24 protein-coding genes are annotated in these 21,883 nt (G+C 44.4%); 7 read left to right on the top strand and 17 right to left on the bottom strand.

Translation table 11 applies throughout. From position 1 onward, the window contains the following. Positions 1-5: 5 nt before the first annotated feature. From IPL34_RS07090 to IPL34_RS07055, 8 genes are all read right to left on the bottom strand, one after another. Positions 6-1,292 (bottom strand): methyl-accepting chemotaxis protein, encoded by a 1,287-nt coding sequence (locus IPL34_RS07090; RefSeq protein ID WP_296839866.1) that lies wholly within the window; start codon positions 1,290-1,292, stop codon positions 6-8. A 16-nt stretch (positions 1,293-1,308) separates the two neighbouring features. Further along, on the bottom strand, positions 1,309-1,863 hold the full coding sequence (locus IPL34_RS07085; RefSeq protein WP_296839863.1) for a chemotaxis protein CheW: 555 nt from the start codon (positions 1,861-1,863) through the stop codon (positions 1,309-1,311). Further along, complete coding sequence (locus IPL34_RS07080) at positions 1,863-2,234, bottom strand: response regulator (RefSeq protein ID WP_296839860.1); 372 nt, start codon at positions 2,232-2,234, stop codon at positions 1,863-1,865. The genes IPL34_RS07085 and IPL34_RS07080 overlap by 1 nt, the downstream gene beginning before the upstream one ends. Before the next feature lie 4 nt (positions 2,235-2,238). Next, complete coding sequence (locus tag IPL34_RS07075) at positions 2,239-2,673, bottom strand: response regulator (RefSeq protein ID WP_296843047.1); 435 nt, start codon at positions 2,671-2,673, stop codon at positions 2,239-2,241. A gap of 215 nt (positions 2,674-2,888) precedes the next feature. Next, positions 2,889-3,758 (bottom strand): metallophosphoesterase, encoded by an 870-nt coding sequence (locus IPL34_RS07070; protein WP_296839857.1) that lies wholly within the window; start codon positions 3,756-3,758, stop codon positions 2,889-2,891. A gap of 22 nt (positions 3,759-3,780) precedes the next feature. Beyond that, positions 3,781-4,398, bottom strand: a complete 618-nt coding sequence (locus tag IPL34_RS07065) for an NAD(P)H-dependent oxidoreductase (RefSeq protein ID WP_296839854.1) — start codon at positions 4,396-4,398, stop codon at positions 3,781-3,783. A 185-nt stretch (positions 4,399-4,583) separates the two neighbouring features. Further along, the gene (locus IPL34_RS07060; RefSeq protein ID WP_296839850.1) at positions 4,584-5,048 is read right to left on the bottom strand and encodes a DsrE/DsrF/DrsH-like family protein; all 465 of its coding nucleotides are present in this window, start codon (positions 5,046-5,048) and stop codon (positions 4,584-4,586) included. A 73-nt stretch (positions 5,049-5,121) separates the two neighbouring features. Beyond that, positions 5,122-5,460 (bottom strand): rhodanese-like domain-containing protein, encoded by a 339-nt coding sequence (locus IPL34_RS07055; RefSeq protein WP_296839846.1) that lies wholly within the window; start codon positions 5,458-5,460, stop codon positions 5,122-5,124. Between the two features lie 151 nt (positions 5,461-5,611). Here IPL34_RS07055 and IPL34_RS07050 point away from each other — a divergent pair, with 151 nt between their 5' ends. Then, positions 5,612-7,012, top strand: coding sequence for a M48 family metallopeptidase (locus IPL34_RS07050; RefSeq protein ID WP_296839844.1), 1,401 nt, complete (start codon positions 5,612-5,614; stop codon positions 7,010-7,012). Between the two features lie 9 nt (positions 7,013-7,021). Here IPL34_RS07050 and IPL34_RS07045 read toward each other — a convergent pair whose 3' ends face one another. From IPL34_RS07045 to IPL34_RS07030, 4 genes are all read right to left on the bottom strand, one after another. Continuing rightward, positions 7,022-7,918, bottom strand: a complete 897-nt coding sequence (locus tag IPL34_RS07045; protein WP_296839841.1) for a copper uptake system-associated protein — start codon at positions 7,916-7,918, stop codon at positions 7,022-7,024. A gap of 210 nt (positions 7,919-8,128) precedes the next feature. Next, complete coding sequence (locus IPL34_RS07040; protein ID WP_296839839.1) at positions 8,129-8,713, bottom strand: IS1595 family transposase; 585 nt, start codon at positions 8,711-8,713, stop codon at positions 8,129-8,131. Beyond that, entirely contained in the window at positions 8,670-9,065 is a 396-nt protein-coding gene (locus tag IPL34_RS07035; protein ID WP_296839837.1) for a transposase, read from the bottom strand. The genes IPL34_RS07040 and IPL34_RS07035 overlap by 44 nt, the downstream gene beginning before the upstream one ends. Positions 9,066-9,231: 166 nt before the next feature. Continuing rightward, positions 9,232-9,462 (bottom strand): hypothetical protein, encoded by a 231-nt coding sequence (locus IPL34_RS07030; RefSeq protein WP_296839834.1) that lies wholly within the window; start codon positions 9,460-9,462, stop codon positions 9,232-9,234. 32 nt (positions 9,463-9,494) lie between these two features. On the opposite strand from IPL34_RS07030, the gene IPL34_RS07025 reads away from it, so the two are divergent. Together IPL34_RS07025 and IPL34_RS07020 are read left to right on the top strand one after the other, a co-directional pair. Next, on the top strand, positions 9,495-9,692 hold the full coding sequence (locus IPL34_RS07025) for a hypothetical protein (RefSeq protein ID WP_296839830.1): 198 nt from the start codon (positions 9,495-9,497) through the stop codon (positions 9,690-9,692). A 492-nt stretch (positions 9,693-10,184) separates the two neighbouring features. After that, a complete protein-coding gene (locus tag IPL34_RS07020) occupies positions 10,185-11,678 on the top strand; it encodes a class I SAM-dependent methyltransferase (protein ID WP_296839824.1) in 1,494 nt (497 codons plus the stop codon). A 40-nt stretch (positions 11,679-11,718) separates the two neighbouring features. Here IPL34_RS07020 and IPL34_RS07015 read toward each other — a convergent pair whose 3' ends face one another. The 3 genes from IPL34_RS07015 to puuE form a co-directional block, all read right to left on the bottom strand. Continuing rightward, a complete protein-coding gene (locus tag IPL34_RS07015; protein WP_296839810.1) occupies positions 11,719-12,627 on the bottom strand; it encodes a DMT family transporter in 909 nt (302 codons plus the stop codon). A 191-nt stretch (positions 12,628-12,818) separates the two neighbouring features. Then, on the bottom strand, positions 12,819-13,859 hold the full coding sequence (alc, locus tag IPL34_RS07010; protein ID WP_296839805.1) for an allantoicase: 1,041 nt from the start codon (positions 13,857-13,859) through the stop codon (positions 12,819-12,821). A 180-nt stretch (positions 13,860-14,039) separates the two neighbouring features. Further along, positions 14,040-14,969 (bottom strand): allantoinase PuuE, encoded by a 930-nt coding sequence (gene puuE, locus IPL34_RS07005; RefSeq protein ID WP_296839798.1) that lies wholly within the window; start codon positions 14,967-14,969, stop codon positions 14,040-14,042. A gap of 158 nt (positions 14,970-15,127) precedes the next feature. Between puuE and IPL34_RS07000 the strand changes: the two genes are divergently transcribed. After that, complete coding sequence (locus IPL34_RS07000) at positions 15,128-15,631, top strand: ureidoglycolate lyase (protein WP_296839792.1); 504 nt, start codon at positions 15,128-15,130, stop codon at positions 15,629-15,631. A gap of 89 nt (positions 15,632-15,720) precedes the next feature. Here IPL34_RS07000 and IPL34_RS06995 read toward each other — a convergent pair whose 3' ends face one another. Together IPL34_RS06995 and IPL34_RS06990 are read right to left on the bottom strand one after the other, a co-directional pair. Continuing rightward, positions 15,721-17,058 carry an NAD(P)/FAD-dependent oxidoreductase gene (locus IPL34_RS06995; protein ID WP_296839787.1) on the bottom strand — a complete coding sequence of 446 codons (1,338 nt, stop codon included), beginning with the start codon at positions 17,056-17,058 and terminating at the stop codon, positions 15,721-15,723. 62 nt (positions 17,059-17,120) lie between these two features. Beyond that, a complete protein-coding gene (locus IPL34_RS06990; RefSeq protein WP_296839782.1) occupies positions 17,121-18,377 on the bottom strand; it encodes an ROK family transcriptional regulator in 1,257 nt (418 codons plus the stop codon). 245 nt (positions 18,378-18,622) lie between these two features. Here IPL34_RS06990 and IPL34_RS06985 point away from each other — a divergent pair, with 245 nt between their 5' ends. The 3 genes from IPL34_RS06985 to IPL34_RS06975 all read left to right on the top strand — a co-directional run bounded on the left by IPL34_RS06985 (position 18,623) and on the right by IPL34_RS06975 (position 21,616). Then, complete coding sequence (locus IPL34_RS06985; protein ID WP_296839778.1) at positions 18,623-19,642, top strand: sugar ABC transporter substrate-binding protein; 1,020 nt, start codon at positions 18,623-18,625, stop codon at positions 19,640-19,642. A 91-nt stretch (positions 19,643-19,733) separates the two neighbouring features. Then, positions 19,734-20,813, top strand: a complete 1,080-nt coding sequence (locus IPL34_RS06980) for an ABC transporter permease (RefSeq protein WP_296839774.1) — start codon at positions 19,734-19,736, stop codon at positions 20,811-20,813. 2 nt (positions 20,814-20,815) lie between these two features. Beyond that, positions 20,816-21,616, top strand: a complete 801-nt coding sequence (locus IPL34_RS06975) for an ATP-binding cassette domain-containing protein (RefSeq protein ID WP_296839768.1) — start codon at positions 20,816-20,818, stop codon at positions 21,614-21,616. Positions 21,617-21,883 lie beyond the last annotated feature (267 nt).

Genomic DNA, 21,883 nt, shown 5'->3' with positions numbered 1-21,883 from the left:
TGTAATTATAGAGAGCGATATCCGTTTACTTTCTTTTTAGAAATATCATCATCCGACAGCTTAAAGTCGGCAATCGAGCGCCGCATTTCCGCAGCAGTATCATTCAAACTGGATACCAGTTTATTAGTTTCTTGAGAAAATTGTGTCGTTTGACGGGTGACTTCCTGAATGGCGGACATAGTATCCGCCACTTTTACCGACATATCCGCTTGCTTATGAGAAGCTTCAGAAATATTAGCAATCAACCGCGCCAAACTAATCGATACTTGCTCTACCTCGTCCAGTGCCGCACCTGCTGATTCTGCATTACGTGAGCTTGCTACTACTTTAGCGGTGGTTTGTTCCATTGAAGAAATCACTTCCTGAGTGTCCGCTTGAATGGCTCGCACTAGCACATCTATTTTACGTGTAGCTTCCGCCGCACGTTGAGCTAATTGCTGCACATCATCAGCTACGCGCTCAAATCCTTTGCCAGCATTGTGATTGCCAAAGGTTTGAATCGAAGCATTTAAGGCTAAGATATTAGTTTGTTCGGCAATATCATTCATAACACGCACAATATCGCCGACCTCTTGTGAGCTTTCGCCCAGACGCTTAATGCGTTTAGAAGTCGCTTGAATTTGCTCACGGACTGTCACCATATCTTGAATGGTATTGCGTACTGTATGCGCCCCTGCTTGCGAAATCTCTAATGATTTACCTGCTACTTTGGTGGAGGCCGCCGCATTGCGCGATACTTTTTGAATAGCCTGAGCCATAGTGGCAATCGCAGCCGTGGCTACCCCAATCTCTTTGGATTGCCTAGAACTCGCTTTGGACAATTGCGAAACACGGTTATCGGCTTCTTGAGCAAAATTGGTGAGGCGACTCGAAGTATCATCGATCTTAATGACTAAAGCACGTAAGGCATCGACCGCAAAATTGACTGAATCGGCAATCGCTCCCGTCATATTTTCAGTCACCGTAGCTCGAATCGTTAAATCCCCTTCCGCTAAAGTACTCATTTCATCTAGCAAATGCAGAATCGCTTTTTGTTGTTCGGTTTCGCTACGCATTTGATAATTACGCTGAAAGGAAAAGCGATAAAATAAAAAACTTAGCCAAGCAATTAAGCCCAGTGAAACTAAACCCAAGGCCCAAGTAAGCGCGTCGACTTGAGCCTCAGCCATCTGGCTTTTATCCATCAGCAACAACACCATCAGCCCAATAAAGCAGACGACTAATAAAATCAGTGGTCCCCATACCGTTCCACTATGAATAGGCTTAAGTAGCTGTTTGTGAACTGACGACATAGTGCTTTCTTCTTATTTATTTGGTTTGCCAATGCGTATTAATAGCTGATCCACCGTCATTGAGATGCATCGCCAAGGTTTTAATGTCTAGCACCAGCATAGGTTCATTATCAACTAACAAAGACTGCTCTTCATAAATGCCCAAGGCTGCTTTAGTAGTAGTTTGCTTATCCAGACGTACCGTATCCGGCCAAATATGGCGAATACCAATCAGCTCATCGACCCGCAACCCCAACCATTCCGTTGAACCGCGCACTACTAAAATACGTGCTCCGGGTGAATAGCCCGCATCCCCTAAGGAAAAAAAAACTTTTAAATCAATTAAATTGAGTAGCTGTCCTCGGAAGTACCCCAACCCTGCTACCCAAGGAGCGACCCCGCGCACGGGTGTACTACTTTCTAATGAAATAATCTCATCAACATCATTGCGATGAATTAAACATACTAGCGTCCCAATGCGCACCATTAATGCCGACCACGCTTCTAAAGCATGATTCTCGGCTTGATCTAATTGGCGCTTACGCTCGCGCAATAAAGCTAATCCCACCAATAACTCATAAGGTGTCGCCATTAACCGTGCTCCAACACAAAACGCTTCACTACTGCCAATAGTTCGGCGGCACGGATGGGTTTAATCAAATAGCCGCGTGCCCCTTGACGCTTAGCCCATAAAAAATCGGTATCCGAATCTTTAGAGCTACACACCACAATCGGAATATGTTGGGTTTCGGGAGCACGACTCAGTTCACGCGTCGCCTGAAACCCATTAATCAGTGGCATCACCACATCCATGAGGATTAAATCAGGGGTTTCGGCTTTAGCTATTTCAATACCCTCATAACCATTTGTTGCATGACTCACGGTGTGACCAGCATGTTCCAGCATGCTTTTCAACATACGCGCTTCGACCTGCGAATCATCAATAATGAGTATATGGGCCATAATCCTAAGACTCCTGTGTTACGGGAGCTTGATCTTGGTTATGACGGTTACGCTCATCGATGACATAAGTTTGAATAGCTGAGAGCAGATCTTGGCGGGTAAAGGGTTTCGTTAAATACTTATCAGAACCCGCCAAACGTCCGCGTGCTAGGTCAAAAATACTATCCTTACTCGATAGCATAATCACCGGAATATGCTTATAAGCGCGATTCGCCTTAATGAGCGCACAGGTTTGATACCCGTCCAAACGCGGCATCATAATGTCGATAAAGATTACGTCCGGTTTGAAGGCAGTAATTTTAGGTAAAGCTTCAAAACCATCTGGCGCTGTAGCTACCCAGCAATCATATTCCGATAGCAAAGCCTCCGCAGTACGCAGAATGGTTTTACTATCATCGACTACCAACACTTTGAGTCCGGCAAGCGCGTCGGTATCTATTTTTATATTGTTATTCGAGTTACTCACACTTACAGCTCTTTTATTGTTGTGATTAATATCAGGTTTAATACCTGGGTTTATGACAATACTTATGGTTATAGTGATTAAGATTGTCTTATGACTGTAATTCGCATTGTACCAGTGTAGCGACTCCCTCCACCGAAAGGAAAATCTTCTGACTAGCTGAAACTTATCTAGGTATAATATTAACTTATTTAGGCAGCAATTAGTACTCTATCTTCTAATCGTGGCACTTGCTCCTGCACTAAAGTTAGATGAGTAATTTCTGGTGCACAATTACGCCGCACAGGTATACCCGTAGAACCAATCCCACGACTGGTATAGATCCACGACTGATTGACCCGATATAAGCCTTGTACATATTTTCGCCCTAAATAAGGCTTAATAATGGGACTGCCGGGCTTAACTTGCACTTGACCACCGTGTGTATGACCTGAAAGCTGCAAAGAAATACGCGTATCATGGGCATACCAATCCAACATATCCGGTTCATGCGCTAATAAAATCACGGGGGTAGTCGCACGCTTCAAGCCTGAAAGTGTGGTTTTAATGTCTGGTTGCCCCAGCCAACCATCATCAATCCCCGCTAGATGTAGTACTTGACCACCACGATCAATATCTAAACCTTGATTACGCAATACTGGAATACCATAGCGTTCAAATGTTTCTACAATTAAACCCGCATCGGTTTTAATATCATGATTGCCCAATACAGCAAACACGCCATGTTTAGCATTGAGCTGAGCAAGCGCTGGGACTAGATCCAAAATATCGTCCTCGTCATGCCAGACATAATCGCCCGTCAAAACTACCAAATCAGGATTTAAGGCATTGGTACGCTGCACGGCTCGCTCAATATGCTCAAGTTGCGTGAAAGGACGCAGGTGCGTATCGGTTAGTTGCACAATGGTAAAACCATCAAAAGCGGCGGGTAGATGAGGGATAGGAATCTCAGTATATTCTTCTACCAACCAACGAATTTCATTACGACGCTCAGCATGTAAATCATCATGAAAATAACTTAATGCACCTAATCGATTTAACCAGCGTTGTTGAGCTTTCACGCTTTTATTGTTCCTAAACTAATTACATACCAAACGCAAAATCACTAGACGTCGTTTCAGCCGTAGCACGTACTTGACTGAGCGCCTGAGCATAAGCCTGTAATAACGATAAATTCCATGCTAAACGCTTATGTAAATACTCCTGCGCTTTAGCATCATTTTCGGCACTATCCGCATTAAAAACGCTATTGACCTTGCGCACGATCAAATGTTCTGGCAAATAACAAATGCGATTATTTTTATAACTACTCATACGCAATTCAGCCACGGGATAAGCACCACCGGTTTCCGATGCTGACACACTGACAATTAATGCAGGCTTATGTCCCACCTCAGGCACACCGACTAATAACATTAAATTTTTCAAGCCTGAAGGAATTTGCCCATGCCATTCTGGTGTCACCACAATCAAGGCATCACTATTACGCAGTACGGTTTGAATCGGGGCTAATACTTGCTGCCAACGCTCTTCACCTGCCCACACACCCTCATCCCAAAAGGGAATAGGATTACCTGCCAAGCTAATGATCTCAGCACTACTGGCTAATCCTGAACTTAAGGCTAGATTTTTAGCGTAATTAGCAACTTTTTCACTTTGTGAGTTAAGACGATGACTGCCGCTAATAATGGCTAACTTCATAGAGGACTCCTAAGGATTATAAATAATATGGGGCGCTATGATGCAGTATCTAAAGCTGTGTTGCGATATTCATCAGAAAACTTGTTTTAAATACCTCTTCTGTTTAAATACCAAAAATACAAAAGCCGGACGTATCCGGCTTTTGGTTTGCATCAAACACAGTGCTCTACTATGCACTAAGGATTTTAGATATACATACAAATGTCGGACTCACCCGCAAACTCAAAGAAGGCCGCCGCACCTGCATACTCCAAGCCATCAATAAATTCACTGTGCTCCATATCAAATAGATCCACTGTCATTTGGCAAGCAATGAACTTTACATCCGCTTCTTGGCAAAGTTCACGTAATTCTGCTAAATCGGCTACCCCTTTGCTTTTCATTTTTCTCTTCATCATGGTAGTCATCATGGTTTGCATACCAGGGAGTGCTTGCGCTAATACTGGCATAGGCATGGGCATAGGCATTCCGGGGTTACCCAGTGAGGTGACTTGTAGATTTAATTTCTTTTTCAGCAATTGCAAACCATAGAAGGTAAAGAAAATTTGTACGTCATAGCCTAATGCTGCCGCAGTCGATGCTAGAATAAACGGAGGATAAGCCCAGTCTAACGTACCTTTAGTAGCGATGATTGCTAATTTCTTTGTCATGTCCTTTACCTTAAATGCTATGCTGAATATCGATTAACCACAGATGCTAGGGAGCAAATACTATTGGGTGTCATTATGCCGCTTTAGTAGGCGCCACAATTTGATTGCCGGAGTGATACCACGCAATAATACCGCCGCTTAAATTTAACGCCTCTACCCCAGTATGTTGCTTTAAAAACCAACATGCTTGACCAGAACGATTACCGCTACGGCAGTAAAATACAATAGGGTCTTTACTCGCCTTAAGATCATCTAATTTTAAAGGCACGGTGTGTAAAGGCATGAACTCAGCCCCCGGAATAATCCCTTGAGCAAACTCACCTTCAGAACGCACATCGATTAAACGCAGCTTTTCACCAGCGGCTAATTTTTGTTGCAAAGAGGCTGCATCAATCTCTTGAACACCAAACATAGTACTTGATCCCAGTTAAATATTAATAAGTGCTAATATTCTAAAAAACATAACTGCCTGTCAAGCAATCCCACACAAAGCGGGACACTTAAAGCTTTTGACAGATACTTTATTCTACACTTATACCTAAGCAACCACGGACGAAGATCTTATGAAAGGCGTTTTCATTACACTAATCAGTGCAGTATTGAGTGCTAGTCCAGTCTTAGCGGAAAATGCCCTCACCTTGCCTAACATCGACAGCTTGCCAGAGCTAGGTAGTCCCGCCAATACCTCTTTAAGTACTAAACAAGAGATAAATTTTGGACGCCAGCTATTCCGAGAACTGCGTCAAAGTCAACGCTTTATCGAAGATCCTGAGCTGGTTGAATGGATTAATCAACTAGGTCAACGCCTCGTCCAACATGCCACGGGGCGCTTTAGTCCGTTTTATTTTGGTATTGCGCAAGATAGTAGTGTGAATGCTTATGCTATGCCGGGAGGTGTGATCATTATTCATGCGGGACTGATTACACGCTCACGCTCGGAAAGTGAACTCGCCGCCGTGATAGCACACGAAATTGCTCATGTGACTCAGCGTCATATTGCACGGCAACTACAAGCCTCAAAAGCGAACCCTTGGGTTACGGGCTTAGGTTTATTGGCGGGGGCTGCGGCTGCTAATAGTAGCTCAGATGCTGCACAAGCGATTATTGCAGGAACTATCGCCACCAATATGCACCGCCAACTCAGCTATAGTCGCGCTCATGAAACCGAAGCAGATCGTATGGGTTTACGCATTTTAGCGGGAGCAGGTTTTAGTCCTAGTGCTATGGCTGATTTTTTAGAACAACTAGAGCGTGGTCAATCCAGTATTTATGGTGATATAGCCAAATACTTAAGCACTCATCCCTTGGGTATTGAGCGCTTAAGTGATGTACGCAGTAGTGTACGCCAATGGGGGCAACGACCGGTTGCTGATAGTTTAAGTTTTAAATTAATGCAAACTAAAGTGGCTCATCTGATGCGTCAGGATAACAGCGGCATTGATCCTCTATTACAACATTACTCTCGTACACTTACCGCACTGCGTTATAACCAAGCCTCACCAGCTTTAGCGAGTAGCCAAAAGCTACCGAATAATCCCGCTACTGCCCTAGTCCAAGCTCAAGCACTGAATGCTAATAAACGCTATAGCGATACGGTGCAACGCTTTTTGCCACAAATTAAAGCGGGTAGTACTTCGGCTTTAATTTTACCCGTCGCGGAGGCTTTAGTGGCTCAGGGACAAGCCCCTAAAGCATGGCAAATAGTCAATGCCGCTAAACTCACTGAAACGACCAGCCTAGAGTTTTTAGAATATAAACAACGCTTAGCGAAACAATTAGGCTATCAAACAGATGCCATGCTAGCCGTAGCGGAACGCTCCATACGCTTAGGAGCCTATAAACAAGCTAAACTCACACTTGAACAAGCACAAGACACTCAACCCGCTAAGCGTCAAGTCATTGCTCAACGCTTAGCCGAGATTAAACAAGCCGAAGCGATCAAAAAAGAACTAGAAAAGTTTTAAACGCATTATTTAATGCTGATGCTTACCGTTTTGTAACATCACTACTTCTTTAAAACTATTATATTGACCTACTAATTGCGCAGGCAGCTTAGACTCAGTAGCCGTCATTTTATCGACTAAACTCTGCGCTTGCGATTTGGATACGCCTAAGCTTTGCAAAAAATCGACTTGTTTAATTTGCTCACCCGCACAAGCCACTAATTGCCACGCATCATGGTGCTTATGTAAAAAAGCACGTCCGCCTTTTTCACCTTGCGCCCAACCTGCTACCGCAGTATCTGATTGAATCTCTAGTATTTCTACTGCTAAAGGTGCATCGGGTTTATCCCATTGGGACTTTAAGAGTTGAGTGATTTGCTCGCTATCGGAGCTAGAGGAAGCGGGCGTCGCAGCACCATGATGATGCCCATCGGCTTTAGCAGGGGTAATCATTAAAGTAGGCGCGGGTGATTTAGGTTCTTGTTCACCATCTTTAGCCACCTCATTCCAATCTAAGCGCCCCTCCGTACACAGTTGGGTGACTGGAATGGCTTTTAAGCCTGTTTCATTACCCAATTTGACTGAGATAACAAACTCATCATAAAACTCATTAGGTAAATTACCTCCTGACCATGTGATAGTGCGCACCTCTTCGGTGATAGTTTTACCATGATTATCATAGGGTTTAGCTAATTTACCCACTGTAGTTTTCAACTCCCAGCCTGCTTTAGGCATAGGTTTAGCGTTATAAATACCTTCTGGTAGGTTGACTATGACCGTATGCGTGGGTGATTTGCCACATCCATGACCTATCTTTAAGGTCATACGATAGTAACTATTGGCGGGAGCCGATGGCTCTACTAAGCTCACATGAGCGGCGGCTGGCAAACTAATACAAAATAGCAAAGGTAGTAAATATTTCATCATAATTAATTAGTCCTAGAGTGGGAGTTATTGGGATAAGCAAGCTATGCACCAATACAAGATCCATCAATAAATCAATTAATTACTTTAGGCTAGTACTAGCAGATAAAGGGAGCAATTAGGTTTAAAGACACAGTATTGTGTGTTTTGACACACTTTACCTACAAGCATCATCTAAAATAAAAAAAACGGCTCAATATGTGTTTCAGGGTCTTATCCCAGCAGCAGCGAAAGCAAGGACTGTAAGGCTACTTGTCCGCGTTTCCTGATGTTGTGCAAATACTCAAAGAAAGCGAGGTAACACGGTAGCTTTTCTTGTGAGATCCCCCGATGAGGTCGTAACCATGAGCGCAACAGTGACCAAAAACCTTCCATTGTGTTGACGTGAACTTCATGGAAACCGTCACCATCTTCATCACGGGCATATTCGCCTGCACCATGATGGACGGTTTTATGGGCATAGCCCCATTCTTCCAATCGGCTGTAAATGTTGTACTCATCGGTGTACACCAGCGTACCTGCTGCCACCGTTGCCACAATCAGCGGCTTGATCGTCGCCTGTTTCACATTCGCCAGCATACGGATCACGACTTCCCCGGAACGCTGGATCATGCCGAAAATGGGGGGGGTGTCCTTTTCCAGTGTCCCACGCCCCGGCGCACCTTTCAGGGCGCGGCGGCGACCTTCACGCCCAGCATCCGCGACGGCTTCGGGGTTTCCCTTGTGTCCAGCCTTGACATAAACCTCATCAAATTCAACATTCCCCAACAGGGTTACTGGCGTTTTTTTTCTCGACACCGCGCCGTAACTGTTCCGTCATCGCCTGCGTATCATCCTTGTTCAACCCCAATTCGCGGGCGATTTGTTGGTTGGATAGGTTCAACGACATCAGATAAAGACACAGCACCCACACCTTCAGCGGCTGATGGTGGCCTTCAAACACGGTTCCTGTCAGGTCATCAAAACGCTTGTCGCAGCGTTTGCACTGGTAACGTCGCCGCTCCGGTTGGGTGCCGTCCTTACCCCTACGAATAGTTTCAGGTGAGCCGCAATGCGGGCAGGTCACCTTATCAGGCCAACGCAGGCTGCGGATTTGCTCGAAACAGGCGGCATCACTGGTTAGGCTGGAAATACTGATGAGTCGGGTCATGAATCCTCTCCTTGGCTATCGGAAATGGCTACTTTCACCGCTATCTGTGGCGTTTGCAATGCAGGGGAAAGCAAGACCCCGAAACATATATTGAGCCAAAAAAACAAAGCCTATCCATGCAATAGGCTTTGTGGGTAGAAATAACGACTAGGTTAAAACTACTGTTTTATTGGGTCATAATAATGGCATCACAACGATATAGGGGCGCTCCATCTGCTGTGCCATCATTTAAGATGATTTGATTACCTGAAGCATCTTTTTCAGGCAGTATGACGCGGCAAGTAGTCTGCCCATTAATCACTCCTGTTCCATAAGCTAATCCCCAACCATCTGCATCGGCAGTAGTGCTAATCTTTACAGGTATTAAATTCGTATAGCTGGTATCAGTTGGAACCACTCCCGGATAGGGTGTTGGCGTAGGAGTAGGCGTTGGAACTGGACTTGGCTCCGGAGTCGGTGTTAGAGCTGGAGCTGGAGCTGGAGCTGGAGCTGGAGCTGGAGCTGGAGCTGGAGCTGGAGCTGGAGCTGGAGCTGGAGCTGGAGCTGGAGCTGGAGCTGGAGCTGGAGCTGGAGCTGGAGCTGGAGCTGGAGCTGGAGCTGTGGATATTTGCGAGCGTATTTGATTGATTAACTGTGTCAATAGATTGACTAATAGTGACTGTAATTGCCTAAGACTCGCCGCATTACCATTAAACCCTGCCCCATTAGAATTGTTATTATTTGTAGCAGCGGTCGCTCGACTTAACACACTAATTAATGAACTCAGTGTGCGTGGTGAAATAGCCATATAAGCCTCCTGAAATATAACTATTGAATAGAATGTAACCCCTTATATTCCCTCATAAGTTCTATGGGTTAAGAGTCGATGCAAAGTTAACACACCCGCACTCACCTTCAGGGGTTTCTATCCTGTTTGAGCAGCTAAGGTGTGAGGTTTCAGGATTAAATGGTCAAATGGTGAGGGTTCCTGATGCGTAAACGTCGCTTGTTATCTCAATATCAATAAATTACACTTTGTCGGATAGTATAGATTCTTATAATAATGCAGTGCCTAACCATGACTAATAACAACGGCACTAGGTACTGTTCCAAGCCAAGCTGATTTAAGGGGTAACAGCGATGCAAACGTGGATGGAAGGCTACGAGTCTGATGTTGAATACACTACGGGTTATTACCGTGAACAAGAACCCAATTTTTTAAGTCTTTGCGCTGCCACGCATGGCATACAAACCTTAGATCTAGACAAGCCCTTTACCTATCTAGAATTAGGCTGCGGCTATGGCATGACTAGCCTGGTGATGGCTGCAAACTATCCTCACGCACAATTTATTGCGGTCGATTTTAATCCTACTCATATTGCACAAGCTCAAAGCCTAGCGTCTGAAGCAGGTTTAACTAATATTACCTTTTTAGAAAAAAGCTTTGCTCAATTAAATACGGAGCCGCATTCCATTCCAGACTGCGACTTTATCGCTCTACATGGAATTTTTACTTGGGTATCCGATGAAAATCGCCAGCATATTGTGGATATTTGCGAGCGTCATTTAAAAGCGGGAGGTATAGTTTATAATAGTTATAATGCCAAACCCGGATGGTCAATGGCAGAGCCTATTCAAAAACTACTTTATGCGACTAGCAAGCAATTCAGTGGATCGAGTCTTGAGCGCTTTGATCAGTCTGTTAAATTAATTCAACAGCTCCAAACCGTAAAGCCGCGTTTCTTTGCCACTAATGAAGCTGTTATTCAAAAACGCTTAGAAGGCTTAGTTGCTAAAGATCGTCATTATTTAGTGCATGAGTATTTACATGAAGGTTGGCGTGCCTTCTATTTTACCGAAATTGCTAATTGGCTCAGACAAGCCAAGCTAGAGTTTATAGGGGGTGCAGTACCTACCGATGCATTAATACGTACCCAACTTACACCCGCCACTGATAAACTACTTGCTCAAATTCACGATAATGATACCCGTGAACTCTATTTAGATATTATTAAAAACACCGTCTTTAGGCGTGATATTTTCAGTCGTGGCGTTATTGGACGCTTAGATCAGAATGCGCGTGTTCGTTGGTTTAATGAGAGTCAATGGATGCTTGCTAAACCGGCTCGTTTTGATGATGAGGCTTTTAATTTTAAGCCCGCGCTAAATAAAGATTTATATCGTAGCCTAATTGATCATTTAGCAGCAGGTGTGTGCTCATTTAGTACTCTAGCTAATGGTAAAAATCGCCGTGATACAGTAAATGCGCTGTTACAGCTCTATCAGGCTAATATGATTACGCCTTACTATGCCAATACTGCGCATTCAGTTATGCGTTTTAATCAAGCTATGATTAAACGTAATCAGCCGCTGATAGCTCTACCTCATAGCCGCTCTAGTCTTAGACTTAAAACCTTTGATGCACAGTTTTATATTAATGCCATCAAACTAAACACCCAAGATGCTACTAAAATAGCCCAAGCGGTATTCCAAGAACTAGAAAGCAAGCAAATGACTATTACGCATAAGGGTGAAACTTTGAGCGGAATTGCAATGAAAAACCATCTAGCTAATCTAGCCACTAAATGGCACTCAGATATTTTACCTATTCTAAAGCAAGGTGGCGCTATTTAAATATGCCAAGAGTCGAGTACTGTGAAGGTATTCGACTCTACTATAATTTTTTAGGCTGCCAATTTGATAATACCAATCCTAAAGCAACCAAAGCGCCGCCTACCCAATGAAAACCATGTAGATGCTCACCTAATAATAAAGTTGCTATGGTTAAACCAAATACAGGAATTAAATGGGTAAACTGACCAGTACGACTTGCACCTAGTTTAGCAGTCGCATAATTCCAAAACCAATAAGCTAATAAAGAAGGAAAGATTGCGACATAGGCAACACTGCCTATGCTGATCCAACTAATAGGCATAGGATGATTTAAATAAAAAGTCTCATATAAATATAAAGGTAAAATCATCATACTACCTAGTATTATAGTATAGCCTAATATAGGCAGACCTTTTAGTGCCAAAGGTAGCTTTCTGAGTAATACCGTATACAGTGCCCAACTCAATACCGCCAATAAAACAATTAAATCACCCTTAGTAAAAGATAAGGTTTTCAGTACTTGAATATCACCTTGAATTAAGATAATCACCACACCTATTAAAGAGATAATAATACCTAACCATTGTAAAGCCGTAGCTTTTTCACCTACTAAAAATGCAGCTAAAATAATAATAAAGATGGGGCATACTGATTGCATCAGTACTCCATTAACAGCCGTAGTGGTTTGCAATCCCAGATAGACCAAACTATTAAAACCTGTAATGCCTAGTAAGGCTAATGCACCTACTAATAACCAGTGTTGCTTAAACACATTCCATGTGCTAGCTAGATGCTTCCAAACAAAAGGTAATAACACTAAAGCAGCAATAGCCCAGCGCCAATAAGACAAACCCAAAGGAGGAACTTGAGTACTCACTGCACGCGCTAAATTAAAATTTCCCGCCCAAAATAAAGTAGTCAAAATTAACAATAAATAAGGTGAGACCCGATCCAAAATGCTATGAGTCATAGTGTTCTCTTCCATCACGTAGACGCTACATCCTCTAGCAAAAACTCACTTCCCACAAGTGCAGAATAAAAAAACGCCCACCGAAGTGAGCGTGAGTCTTGAGAGAGTCTTAAGTAAGCAACTGATCAGACTAGCCTATAGGAAAAAAGTTTCATTACTAGCCTATTGATGAACTACCTTTGAGCGTAAGGTTAGCTTACTACCTTGCCCCATAATCTTAGACGCGAGATCCCACCATCGGGAATAATATTGAGGCGAATATGAGTAATCGCACCGATGCTTATGATCTGCTCTTTAAAATGATGAATAGCATCCATAGTCAACTTTTGCTCTGGAATGAGATAATCCCAAAACATACTTTGGGTAATAACCGATTGATCTGTACCACCCTCCATACGAGCGGCTTGAATGGAAAAACGATCAGGATAGTTACCTTTAAAATGCGCGGTATCCACCTCAATCGACTCGACTATACCCGTTGCGCCTAATTGCAAAATACACCAGTCATTCCCCGGTTCACGTCGCCGCCGTGTTTCCCAACCGTCGCCCATATTAATACCGCGTTCGGGCATAATAATATTACTGGGTTCACCATAATGCGCGTCATTCCAAGCCACCGCTCGCCCACCATTTTCGAGCGCAATCAGGTCATAAATCGTATCGGGTTGCGAGCGGTCAAAGACCCCCATAGGTTTGCCATAAACCCGTAAGCGAGCAATGCCACCATCGGGGTACATATTGACGCGCAACACCCGCCATGTTTGCTCAGGGGTGATTTTAATTAGATTATGGCTGTTACCTTTTAAAGACGTAGAGGGCAACAGTGTAGTCCACTGAGCCTTTGCTAATGCTTCAAGATCTTCACTGTCGCAATCAGTCGCTTCAATTGACACCGCAGGCGCGTAATTACCCGTAAAGTGACTGGTATCAATATCAAAACCTTCAATCGTACCTGCACGCGCTAGTTTCACTAATGCCCAGTCATAACCTGTAGTGCGTTTGCGCCGTGTTTCCCAACCATCCATATATTTACCGTGATCATCATAGAGTCCGGGGGTAAATACGGCAGGCTCTGGATTTAACATGCGCTCTAAAGGAGCAAAAAACTCATCGGTGGCAAATAATGCTTTAGCGCCAATCGCAGCATTAGCAAGATTAGTTGAGCGCTTAGCCCAATCAGGTAAATCAGCAGCAGGAGCAGTAATCGGTGCGCCTAGTCCGGGTAAAGCCATAACAATACTCCCAATATTAATTTTTAGAGAATCATGCGGTATTTGAAAGCCTTAGGTAATGAATAGTGTTGGAAGAGTCTAGGCGGCATGGATGCCGCCTTGAAGCGTACAAGGATGTATTTACAGCGTCTCTGGAAACACTATCCATTACCTAAGGCGGCTTAACCACCTATAGTTCATTTAAGTTCTTTGAAACGGATGCTGTGCATGCCAATGGTTGGCAATATCAATACGCTTGCACACCCACACTCGATCATATTGCTCGATATAATCTAAAAAGCGCTGCAAAGCGCGTATCCGCCCCGGACGCCCTAATAAACGACAATGCATGCCAATCGACAGCATCTTAGGACTATCCTCCCCTTCAGCATACAACACATCAAAGGAGTCTTTTAGATACTGATAAAACTGTTCACCCGTATTAAAACCCTGCGGTGTTGCAAAGCGCATATCATTAGTATCTAAGGTATAGGGAACAATAAGCTGTGGCGCAACCTCGCCATTAGTTTTGGTGACTTGGGTCCAAAACGGTAAATCATCACCGTAATAATCCGAGCTATAAGCAAACCCACCATAGTCGGCTACTAAGCGCAGTGTATTAGGGGAATCGCGTCCGGTATACCAACCTAAAGCGCGTTGTCCGGTCATACGTTCAATGATTTCCATACCGATCAGCATATGCTCACGCTCGGTCTGTTCATCGATATTTTGATAATGAATCCAACGCCAACCGTGACAAGCGATTTCATGGCCTAGTTCTACAAAGGCTTGAGTAACCTCTGGTGAGCGCTCTAACGCCATCGACACCCCAAATACGGTTAGGGGTAATTGGCGCTTTTCAAATTCTTTTAAAATACGCCACACTCCTACGCGTGAGCCGTATTCATAAATCGATTCCATACTTAAATGCCGAGCGGGAAAGGAGGCTGCACCAATAATCTCGGATAAAAACTGTTCTGAACCAGCGTCGCCATGCAGCACACAGTTCTCGCCCCCTTCTTCATAATTGAGCACAAACTGTACGGCAATTTTGGCGTTATTGGGCCATTGGGCTTGAGGTGGATGATTACCATAGCCCTTTAAATCACGCGGATAGAGTAAGGATTGCACTAGAGTCTCTCCGATTATTTTTTGGTTAGTGTAATCATGTCTAGGTTAGACTACTAGCGTGTATACCAAAACTTGACCGCTTGTGTAACAAATAAAAATTGACGTAGTTTTAGTTCGCATCTCATCATTGTATTTTAGCTACCTTCTTAAAGATCACTATGCGAGTACTTACACCCCAACCGCTAACGGCTGAAAACTTTGCCCCCTTTGGACAAGTTATTGAATTAGCCACCGCTTACCACTACCCGATTAATGAGGGATTGACTACGCGCTATCACGATTTAGTCAAGGCGGATACCCATGAGCAAAATGGACGTACTATCGTTAGTGTGTTTCGGACTAATCCCATTCCTTTACCGCATAAGATTATTAAAATGGAGCGCCACCCACTAGGTAGTCAAGCGTTTTTACCCACCCATAAGCATCCGTTTTTAGTGCTGGTAGCCCCCGCAGGTGAGCAGGTTTATGCCCAAGATTTACAATTATTTATCACTAATGGGCAGCAAGGGATTAATTTAGCTAAAAATACTTGGCATCACTTTCAACTGGTACTAGGTGAACAAAGTGATTTTATTGTGATTGATCGCGGGGGAGCGGGTAATAACTTGCAGGAAGTTGAGGTCATGGGTGATGCAATAATTCCAGTGAATGTCGCGGTGTAGGGATAAACTTAGGTATGTGCTTAGTCATCTAATAAGCTAAACATCTAAGCTTACCCTACACTCACCACGAGTGGGCTTTATTAAGATGGCTAATGCAACTTAATCGTAGGACGCGAGGTGCGACGGATAAAGTTGCTTAATGTATCTAATGCCACTTTAAAAAAACCGTGCAGTGCTAACTGGTGCTTTTTATACAATGAGTTATACATAATGCGGGCAATATAACCATCAATGAAAAACGTACCGCGTGATAGGTTACCCATTAAACCACCGACTGCCCAATGCTCACCTAGAGACACTAATGAGCCAAAATCTTTATAAGTCCAAGGCTCCAAAGCTTGACCATTTAAACGACGCCGAATTTGCTTAGCTAAGTGTGACGCCTGCTGATTCGCCGCTTGAGCACGAGGTGGAATCCATGCATTCGCGCCTTGCTCAGGCCAAGGGCAGGCGGCACAGTCACCAATGGCGAAAATATTTTCATCTTGTGTGGTTTGCAGCGTTTGCTTGACCACCAACTGATTAATCTTATTCACCTCTAAGCCTAAGCGCTGTAGAAACACCGGAGCACGTACTCCCGCCGCCCAGACAATGAGTTCGGCGGGAATAAATGCACCATCCGCCAGCTTAACCCCATCGGGTGCAACCTCTACTACCTTGGCTGAGGTACGTAGCTTAATGTCTAACTTTTGTAAAATATCTGTCACGGACTTAGCCAAGCGCTCAGGTAAAGCCGGCAGAATACGCTCACCTGCCTCGATAATGGTCAGCACCACATCAGTGTCAGGATTAATCTTATCCAAACCATAGGCTATAATGCCGCGCATGGTATGACGTAACTCAGCCGCCAGCTCCACCCCAGTTGCACCCGCGCCAATAATAGCGATTTGTAATTGTCCGGGTTTCAGTGGGGTGTTTTGTGCGTGAGCACGAATACAGGCATTAACTAGGCTACGGTGGAAACGTTCAGCTTGTTCGGGTGTGTCAAGACGAATAGCGTTTTCAGTAACCCCCGGAATACCAAAGTCATTAGTACGACTGCCTACTGCAATGACCAAGGTGTCGTAACCAAAACTACGTTCTGAGGTCACTTGTTTACCCTCTTCATCTACATAGGGGGCTAAGTGCACTAAACGGTTTTCGCGGTCTAATCCGGTCATTTCACCCACGCGATATTGGAAATAATTCCAGTGTGCCTGTGCTAAATAATCGAGTTGGTGCAAATTAATATCCATACTCCCCGCTGCAATTTCGTGCAGTTTGGGTTTCCAGATGTGAGTACGATTTTTATCAATTAAGGTTATAGTGGCTTTATTGTGTCGACCTACAGTCCGCCCTAATAAGGTCGCTAACTCTAAGCCTCCCGCACCACCGCCTACAATCACAATGCGATGCAGATCCGATGCGGGTGTGGTGGTATGTTGCATAGTAAAATCCTATGGTGAAAAGTAATGCGTTTTTTCCACTCCTCCTGTGGATAATCAGTTGTTTAAGCTAAGGAAATAGTTTCACGCTCAGTGCGTAATAATACTTCTCTATCGGGCGCAAAATTGACATAAAAAGGCACTAATGCACCCCCTAAGGCTCGTGCTTCCCCTCCCACAGTTCCTGCGATCAGTTGAGGATGCACCAAACCTTCTGTATCAATATTGCCCCAGATCTGCTCGATTCTAATCTTTAACTGCTCAATTAAAGGAGCAGGCAACAAACCATCAATCACCACGCCTTCAAAATCAATCACACTCACAGCCGCCGAGATGGCATAAGCCAAACAGGTAGCTGCCTGATCTAACCACTGCTGGAAGGTGGTATGCAGCTCAGCAGATAGTTGTGTGGGTGGTAATTCAGCTAATTGTTGCAGTACATTCTCAGGGTTTTGCCCTAAAGCTTGCAAGGCTTCATCTAACAAATAGCGCGAAGCACAATTGATCAGTTGTGCGGGCGCATTGTGTGGGGTTTTGAATAAGCCCGTCGGCAAGGGCATAGAACCAATAGCCCCTGAATTATTATGGGAACCTAAAAACAAAGTACGATTAAGCACCACCCCCCCACCAATAAAAGTACCCACAAAAATATATAAATAATTATTAAAAGGTGCACCACCCCCACACTCTAGGGAACTCATACAAGCAGCGGTTGCGTCATTGACAAACCAAACCGGTAGGTTTTGTTGCGCTTGAATCTGCTGCTTAATATCAATCTCGTGCCATTGTTGTGTCACCTCAGGAGGAATATGGGCTTCACTTTGCCACCCCCCTAAATCATACGGAGCGGCTACCCCAATCCCTAAGAGGCGTGAGTGTTGTTCTGGCTTTAAGAGACGTATTAATTGGTGAATGTCCTGCTGGATTTTAGGAAAAATAACCGCCGGATCAGGATAGTGGTAAACCAGAGATAAGCGCTTAAGCACCGTGCCCGTAAAATCAATCAGAATGGTATCTAAACTACGTCGTCCAATTTTTATGCCTATCGAGTAGGCTCCCTGTGGGTTTAAGGTAATGGGAATAACGGGTTGACCTAATTTGCCCTTTTCACGTTGGCGTTCTTGTTCACACAGCAAGCCCTCGTTCATTAAGCGCCGAATAATCACACTCACTGTTTGAGCACTCAATGAAGTACGACGCGCAATTTCAACTTTAGGCAAACTACCTGCACGGCGAATCAGTTGTAATACAAGGCGCTCATTATATTGTCCTACTCCAATTAAGTTACAACCTTGATCACGGTTTTTAGCTTGCTGACTCATACTCCTCCTCATACCCATCCTACCTAATGCATTGAGCATCTAGCCTTAGGGTTTTATTTCTCATCCTACTAAAACGCTAGTAAATAATAGACTCCTTATTTAACTAAATCAATTTGATTTAGTTATTGACAAGCACCCAGAGGCTGATTAATCTTATTTGCAATACAGATGAGCTAGCTTGGTAACTCAGCTCCTGTACCTACCGCTAATCCTTAATTTAGAAACATCTCTGGAGGAGATTTAAGATGTTTAAGAAAACGACTCTTGCCTTAGCTTTAGCCTCTTGCTTTATGTTCCCTCTAGCCTCCCAAGCAGAAGGCACTATTGTTGGTTTAATCACTAAAACCAACACCAACCCGTTCTTCGTTAAAATGAAAGAAGGTGCTGAAGCTAAAGCTAAAGAACTAGGTATTGAATTACGTAGCTTTGCCGGTAAAAAAGACGGCGACAATGACAGTCAAGTACAAGCCGTAGAAAACCTCATTGCAGCAGGCGCTAAAGGGATTCTGATTACGCCTAATGACTCTAAAGCTATTGTTCCAGCCATTGAAAAAGCACGCGCTGCGGGCTTATTAGTTATTGCTCTAGATACTCCGTTAGAACCCGCCAATGCTGCTGACATTACTTTTGCTACCGATAACTTCAAAGCCGGTGAGCTAATCGGTCAGTGGGCTGCCAAATCATTAGGTGATAAAGCCGCCGATGCTAAAATTGCCTTACTTGACCTGAATGCTAGTCAGATTAGTGTGGATGTAGCGCGTAACCAAGGGTTCTTAAAAGGTTTTGGTGTTGATCTGAAAGACCCGAAAAAAATGGGCGACGAAGACGATAAGCGCATTGTAGGCAATGATATTACTGAAGGCTCCGAAGAAGGTGGACGTCGTGCGATTGAGAACTTAATGCAAAAAGACCCTAGCATTAATGTGATCTATACCATTAATGAACCTGCTGCTGCGGGTGCTTATGAAGGCTTAAAAGCACTGGGTAAAGAAAAAGAGGTATTAATCGTCTCGGTAGACGGTGGTTGTCCAGGGGTTGCTAACGTTAAAGCCGGTGTCATTGGTGCGACCTCTATGCAGTTCCCCTTGTTAATGGCGTCTAAAGGTGTCGAGGCGATTGCTGCTTTTGCTAAAGATGGTACTAAACCTACTACGACTGAAGGTCTAGACTTCTTCGATACTGGTGTGGAATTGATTACCGATAAGCCTGCTGACGGTATTAACTCCATCAATGCCGAAGAAGGCACGAAAAAGTGCTGGGGCTAAGCCGCTAAATTTCATTAGGACACAAGCGCATCGCTAAAGGGCTTGTGTCCCCTCCCCTCTTCTAGTTCTTACCCGCACAAGGAGGAAGCCTATGTCCACCGAGTCTAGTGGATCACCTACTGCTGAATTTGAAAAAGTTGCTGCTGCCGCTGCTGCGCGAGGTACTGTGGCTTCTTTTGAACCTGAGCGTTTGACACTCTTAGAGCGTCTACAGCGTTTTATGCACAACTACCCCACTGCTGCACCTGCTGCCGTATTATTATTGGCTATTGCTATCTTCTATTTGATAGTAGGGGAACGCTTTTTATCGCCTTTTAATCTCTCCCTCATTCTGCAACAAGTTGTGATTGTCGGGATGTTGGGGGCAGCACAGACTTTAGTCATCCTGACTGCGGGTATTGACCTCTCTATTGGCGCCATTATGGTGTTATCTTCTGTAGTCATGGGGCGCTTTGCTATCGAGTATGGTGTACCTTCTGGCTTTGCTTTGATGATTGGGTTAATTACGGGCGCTATTTGTGGCGGTATTAATGGGCTACTCATTACTCGTTTTCGTTTACCGCCTTTTATTGTGACACTGGGGACTTGGAGCATCTTTTTTGCATTGACCTTATGGTACTCCGAAAGCCAAACCATCCGCTCACAAGACATTAGTGCCAATGCCTCACTCTTACAATGGACGGGGATTACATTTGACTTATGGGGCGCTCGTATTACCGTTGGCTCTATTATGCTCATTTTGCTATTCGCCGTACTATGGTATGCCCTGAACTACACCGCTTGGGGTAAACATGTCTATGCCACAGGCGACGATCCACAAGCTGCTCAACTGGCAGGTATTCAAACTAAATATGTATTACTGTCGGTTTATATTGTAGCCGGTGTGATTGCAGCGGTAGCAGCTTGGGCGTTAATTGGACGGATTGGCTCGGTGAGTCCGCAAGCAGGCGTGAATGCCAACCTCGATAGTATTACGGCGGTAGTGATTGGAGGAACCAGTCTATTTGGTGGACGGGGAGCCATATTTGGTACTTTAGTGGGTGCACTCGTGGTAGGGGTATTTCGTAATGGTCTTGCACTAGCAGGGGTTGATGTCCTGTGGCAAGAGTTTGCGATTGGTGTACTTATTATTGTGGCCGTAGCCTTAGATCAATGGATTCGGAGAGCTTAATCATGACTCAAGCAACTCGTACTCCTATTTTGAAAGCATCCGGTTTAGTGAAGCGGTATGGTCGGGTCACTGCATTAGATCATTCAGATTTTGAGTTATACCCTGCTGAAGTACTAGCGGTCATTGGCGATAATGGTGCTGGCAAATCCTCATTAATCAAAGCGCTTTCAGGGGCTATTACCCCCGATGCAGGTGAGATCTATTTGGATGGTCAGTTACAACGATTTAACAATCCTATGGAAGCTCGACTCGCAGGGATTGAAACCGTTTACCAAAACCTAGCTGTGTCTCCTTCGCTTGATATTGTTGATAATATGTTTCTGGGACGTGAACGGCGTAAGCCCGGCTTTTTGGGTAAGTATTTACGTATGCTAGATCGTAAATCGATGCAAGAAGATGCTCGCGCTAAACTATCAGAGCTAGGCCTATTAACGATCCAAACCTTAAACCAACCCGTAGAAACCTTGTCTGGCGGGCAACGTCAAGGGGTAGCGGTGGCGCGTGCCGCTGCTTTTGGTAGTCGGGTGATTATTATGGATGAGCCAACGGCGGCCTTGGGCGTTAAGGAGTCACGCCGCGTATTGGAACTCATCAAGGATGTGCGTTCGCGGGGTATGCCTATTGTGCTAATTAGCCACAATATGCCACACGTCTGGGAAGTGGCAGATAGGATACATGTGCATCGCTTAGGTAAACGTATCGCCATTATTAGCCCTAAAACGCATACCATGGCTGAGGGTGTGGCGATTATGACCGGCGCTTTAGACCCTAATGATCACCCAGCGGGCGCTTATGTAGCCTAAATTTATAGAGGATTATGGGCTGTAGTCAATCGTGCCACTAATGGATCAGCGAAATCAGTTTAAGCAGCACTTTCACCTGTGCTTACACTCTCTCGAAACCACCAACAGCATCCTTTTTGCTTCCATCATACTTTTGATGGAGTAAAGGGGGTGCTTAAAAAAGACATTTAGTCGGAATTTCATCATAAATGATGCTTTTGTTGCTTAAATACAATAGACTGTTGCTTATGTGCTATAAAGTGGTATAAATACAGTTAGGAATTAAAT

Source organism: Thiofilum sp., assembly GCF_016711335.1.
Classification (GTDB): Bacteria; Pseudomonadota; Gammaproteobacteria; order Thiotrichales; family Thiotrichaceae; genus Thiofilum.
This window is presented reverse-complemented; position numbering and strand designations above follow the sequence as displayed.